This window comes from Sphaerospermopsis kisseleviana CS-549 (assembly GCF_028329225.1).
Lineage (GTDB): Bacteria > Cyanobacteriota > Cyanobacteriia > Cyanobacteriales > Nostocaceae > Sphaerospermopsis > Sphaerospermopsis kisseleviana.
In genome coordinates this window covers 1-5,193 of the sequence record NZ_JAQMTI010000032.1, presented here as the reverse complement: position 1 = coordinate 5,193, position 5,193 = coordinate 1, and the positions used below count along the sequence as shown (strand labels likewise).

Annotated in this window: 3 protein-coding genes; all 3 read right to left on the bottom strand. The window is 37.1% G+C overall.

Annotated features, from left to right (window positions below; all coding sequences use genetic code 11):
* A partial coding sequence (locus PN497_RS02660; RefSeq protein WP_272109536.1) for a serine protease occupies window positions 1-2,819 on the bottom strand: 2,819 nt, incomplete at its 3' end.
* A 238-nt stretch (window positions 2,820-3,057) separates the two neighbouring features.
* Window positions 3,058-3,630 carry a COP23 domain-containing protein gene (locus PN497_RS02655; RefSeq protein WP_096565846.1) on the bottom strand — a complete coding sequence of 191 codons (573 nt, stop codon included), beginning with the start codon at window positions 3,628-3,630 and terminating at the stop codon, window positions 3,058-3,060.
* Between the two features lie 164 nt (window positions 3,631-3,794).
* Entirely contained in the window at window positions 3,795-4,970 is a 1,176-nt protein-coding gene (locus tag PN497_RS02650) for a trypsin-like peptidase domain-containing protein (RefSeq protein ID WP_096565848.1), read from the bottom strand.
* Between the last annotated feature and the right edge of the window lie 223 nt (window positions 4,971-5,193).

The window sequence follows — 5,193 nt, the reverse complement described above, 5'->3', positions numbered from 1 at the left end:
GCTAAATCAGGATTAATTTTGATAGCTTGATTATAATCTGCTAGTGCTAATTCCCATTTTTTCTGATTATCGTAAACAAGACCGCGATTGTAGTAAGCCAGAGCATAATCAGGATTAATTTTGATAGCTTGATTAAAATCTGCCAGTGCTAATTCCCATTTTTTCTGGTCACTGTAAAGATTACCGCGATTGTTGTAGGCATCAGCATAATCAGGATTAATTTTGATAGCTTGATTATAATCTGCCAGTGCTAATTCCCATTTTTTCTGGTTTTTGTAAAGATTACCGCGATTGTAGTAAGCCAGAGCTAAATCAGGATTAATATTGATAGCTTGGTTAAAATCTGCCAGTGCTAATTCCCATTTTTTCTGCTCATAGTAAAGAGCACCGCGATTGTTGTAAGCACCAGCATCATCAGGATTAATTTTGATAGCTTGGTTATAATCTGCTAGTGCTAATTCCCATTTTTTCTGGTCACTGTAAAGAACACCGCGATTGTTGTAGGCATCAGCATCATCAGGATTAATTTTGATAGCTTGATTATAATCTGCTAGTGCTAATTCCCATTTTTTCTGGTCACTGTAAAGATTACCGCGATTGTAGTAAGCCAGAGCAAAATCAGGATTAATATTGATAGCTTGGTTATAATCTGCCAGTGCTAATTCCCATTTTTTCTGCTGAACGTAAAGATTACCGCGATTGGTGTAAAATCCCGAACGGGGGCTGAGTTTAATCGCTTCATTGATCGCTACCTCTGCTTCTGCATACCTTTTTAACTCATATAATACATTGGATTTCTCATTATACCAATTAGGATTATTTGGTTGAAGTTCAATGGCTTTATTGATTGCTGGTAAGGCTTCATTTCCTTGCTTTAATTTTGTATAGACTGTACTTAGCTGAATCCAAGCAGCAACAAAATCAGGTTGACTTTTCACTGCTTGTTGCAATGGAGCTACCGCTTCTTGATATTTTTTATTACTACTTAAAGCCAAACCCTTGCCATAATAAGCTAAGTGAATAAAGGCTGGTTTTAGCTGAATCGCTCTATCAAAAGCCTCTATAGCTTCTGGCAAACGACGTAAACGCCACAGTTGATTTCCTCTTTCTATCCATTGACTGGCGGTAGTATTTCCTTTGGAAACATCTACTGATAATATTGCTGCTTGTATAGAGTTAACTTGTTGTTGATTTAATTTTGCTGCTGGGGTAGTTTCTACTTTTTGTCCTTGGGTATCTAGTTTGTTTGCTATTGCTAAAAAGGTACTGATAGGAATACCTAAACTATTACCTATTTGTACTTTTCCACCACTACTACCTCTATCACCTGTTTTTTCATCAATAGCTGTTTCTCCCTCAGCACGTCCATGAATACCTATTACTCTTCCTTGGGTATCTAATACTGGTCCCCCACTCATGCCCCCAAAGGTGATACTTCTATAAACTAATTCATATCCTCCGGTTAAGGAAACTGCACTTTGACTAACACTTGAACTGACATTTCCTGAGTTCCCAGAACTATTGTTTCTAAAATCTGATTGGGTAGTTTGAAATAATCCTTGTTCTTTACTAAAAATCTGCCCCATTGTCAACCGCCAAGGTGATGTTTGCCCTAATTTGGGATATCCTGCTGTTAATATATATTCATCATCTTTTGGGTTGTGATTTGCTAAGGTGGCAATTTGATATGTTGCTGGACTTCTAAATTTAACTACTGCTAAATCTACTCCTGATTCTAGTTTAATACTGCCTTTTTCTATAGGATATTGTTTACCATCTGGAGCAAGAATTGAATAATTAAAAAGTCCACAGGATTGAGTTTCATTTTCACTTTCACAGAAAATATGAGCCGCAGTTAAAACAGTATAAGTATCTCCTTCTTTAGCGATAATTACCCCTGAACCATTAGATTCATCACTACTATCAATTCTCACGGTTATTTGTTTGGCTTTTTGTTCTATTTCTCCTAACCATCCTGTTAATGCTGGTACGTCTGGTACTGGTTGGGAAATATTTGGTACAGGTAAGGAATAGGCGGTGAGAATTTCTGGTTTTACTTGTGCTAATAAGGTGGAAGTTGGTATTCCCCAACTGAGTTTTCGCATTTCCTGGATTTCTGCATTGCTAGGACGTGAACCATCAGGATAAACATAACCTGTATTTAAGATTGGGTATGCACTTCTACCATTTATCCCTATGATTTGTCCCACAGAGTTAATGATTGCACCGCCACTCATTCCTTGGTCAATATCACTACTATAACCAATTTGATAGCCTTCTTTTAGTGGTTTATCGGCTATTTTTTCTACTCTACCAGTGCGAAATACTATTTGTCCTTTGGTAGCAGAATATCCCGCCGCCATTACTTCCATTTCAGTATTAGGTACGGAATTAGCTACTTCTTGTAAACAGTAATTTTCATTGCTTTGAAATTGTAATAATGCTAGGTCAAATTTATTAAAGTTAGTGTTAGGAACTGTTTGTGCATTATAGGTTTTACCATCTGCTGTTGTTAAAGAAATTTTGTTAACTCCTCTAATTACATGAGAATTAGTTAAAACTAGATAAGTATTTCCTCGTTTAGATAGGAGTGTTCCTGAACCGCTGTTATTATCACTTATTACTCTGACTGTAATTCTCTTGGCGATGGTTTGTAGTTGTTTTTGGGAATATGCTCCAGTGTCACCATTATCGGCTTTGATTTGACAACTGATATTATCAATTGCTGCTAGGGAGATAGAATTAGATGAAGTTTCAATACTCAAAGTGGAAACTAATAAAAATGCTAAAGAGAAAATGCTGACTGTTTTGGTATTCATGTTCATGATGGGAAATTTGTAAATTATGTAAAATGTACGTATTTAGGATTTCTATGTGTGTTTGATGTAGGGGTAGCGCCCCCGTGCCTACCCCGTATTCATATTCATGGTAAATACCCCATATTTGTCGTAAATACCCCGTTTTTGGGGGCAACCACAGGGGGATTGCCCCTACAATATGTGTGTTTGATGTAGGGGTAGCGCCCCCGTGCCTACCCCGGTTTTCGGAAAATAATCTCTAATTATTGTTAGTTAAGGGGGATTTTTTTAAAAAATCTTTCACACTTACATACAACTGTTCACCTGAATTTTGGAAAATTATCCCTCCACTTTTACCTTCAGCAATATCCATTAACTTTTGTATTACGTCCTCAGCATCACTCCCTGTTTTTAAGGTAAATAGTTGATTACTAGGATTGCAAGTTTCTCCTTGATTAAGAACACCACAGATAACAGAATATCCTTTAATTTTCCCAGTAGACAGAAAATTCAAACGACCTTGTTCATAAAACTCTTGGAATTTTTGCGAGACTTTTTGACAGCGTTCTGCTGGAGTCCAGCCACCTTTATTAAAGTATTCAGATTTCCAGCCAATAAAATACACATGACCTTTTCTTTCAGGAATCCAAGCAACTGTAGTCGGAATTCTCTCACCACTTGCTGCATCAAACATTGACTGACAAAGGAAAGTGACTTGATTTGATTGTGATTCGGCAGCAGTTGATTGGCTAAAATTGGCAGGTAGACTAATAGTTGCTAAAGATGTGACAGCAGCTAGTCCTAAAGTGATGAAAAATGATTGTTGTCGCATAATATTGTTGTTGAGATTGATAAATTAAAAAATCATGAGTTAAAGGTAATGGATCACATATTTGATAAATTGTTAGATTATCAAATAGTGCTTTTTTCTGTAACCGTTAAAAAACTGACTCCTGTTCATTGAAAAATCCTTTTTTAGCAAAATATACCCACTATTTAAGGTTTAGCTGTTACCTGTAAACTGTAATTTCCAGTTTCTCCTCGTTGTTGAGAAGTGGCAACTATTATATAAACTCCATCTTCTGGTAATGTCATATCTATTTGAGCATTAAAATCACCAGCCCCTCTATCATCATTTTCGGTTATTTTGCTATAAAAAATTTGACCTTCAGAAGATTCGCTCACTTGATATAAACTCAAAAGTGAATTAATTTTCTGACTGGTCATTTCAATTACTACCTGTTGACCGGCTCGACCCTGAAATTGATATAAATTCATAAAGTTACCATTTTCAGAAGCAATACCATCCTCTGGATTTAAATTGCCATTAATGATCTGACCGTTAAGTGAGATACTGGCAATAGCAGGTTTTGTGGATCTCTTAAATAGGGTAGAGACAGAAGAGATATCTTTTTTTCTGGCAGCAGTAATAAAAGATTGCACTTGAGCAACAGGAATAGCAAAATTCATCCCACTATTTAATTTTCCTGGTCCGACAATTCCTGCTGTATTCACGCCAATCACTTGACCTTTGCTATTAAGAAGTGGTCCCCCAGAATTACCTCCTTGTATCACTGCATCATGTTGAATTTCTCCAGTCCTGGAATCAATACGAGTAATGTTTCCTTGGGTAAAAGTGTCTTTGAAATCTGCATCCAGAGGAGTACCAAGAGTGAAAATGCGATCGCCTACTTTCGCAGATCCAGCCGCAGCTAAAGCAAGTGTCCGCAAGTTTTTCTGATTATGAATTTGCAGCACTGCCAAATCTAATCCATTTTTACCAAAACCCAATACATCAGCCGCGACTTTCTTCCCATCAGAAAAAACAACAGTCACTACACTGGGGAAATCTTTTGGATTATACTTTTCTACTTCTTCTTCATTTCTTGGTGGTGGTTTAATGACATGAGCATTGGTGATAATTAACCCATCTTTACTGATAATAAAACCACTACCATGACCTTGACCTGTTTGAACCGTCACCACAGCCGGACTTGATTTTTGATAAACTTGGCGGGCAATCTGTTCCTGGGATGTTTGTGCTAGTACAAGGTTAGAGTACAGTGCTTTTTGCTCCCTGAAGGATAGCTGCTTTTCAAAGCTATTCACCCCAAGAACGGTAAATATAGTGCATATTACACTTGCACATTGTAAGAATCTGTTGTTCATCATCGTTTGATACACAATTCGGATACAGTTAATATTTCAACCTGGAAAAACCAACGCTATAAAGCTTATTAATGCAGAATATCAGTAAATAGGGGTTGCTGAGAAAGTCTTTCCGTGAGGGCATAGGAGTCAGGAGTCAGGAGTCAGGAGTCAGGAGGAGATTTGAAAATTTCTTTGCCATCTCTTGAAATCCCAAAAAATGCACACTTTTTCCGGTATACCCTTC

Excerpts from the sequence above, each read along its gene's own strand:
- PN497_RS02655 (WP_096565846.1), bottom strand. The coding sequence starts at position 3,630 with ATGCGACAACAATCATTTTTCATCACTTTAGGACTAGCTGCTGTCACA.
- PN497_RS02650 (WP_096565848.1), bottom strand. The coding sequence starts at position 4,970 with ATGATGAACAACAGATTCTTACAATGTGCAAGTGTAATATGCACTATA.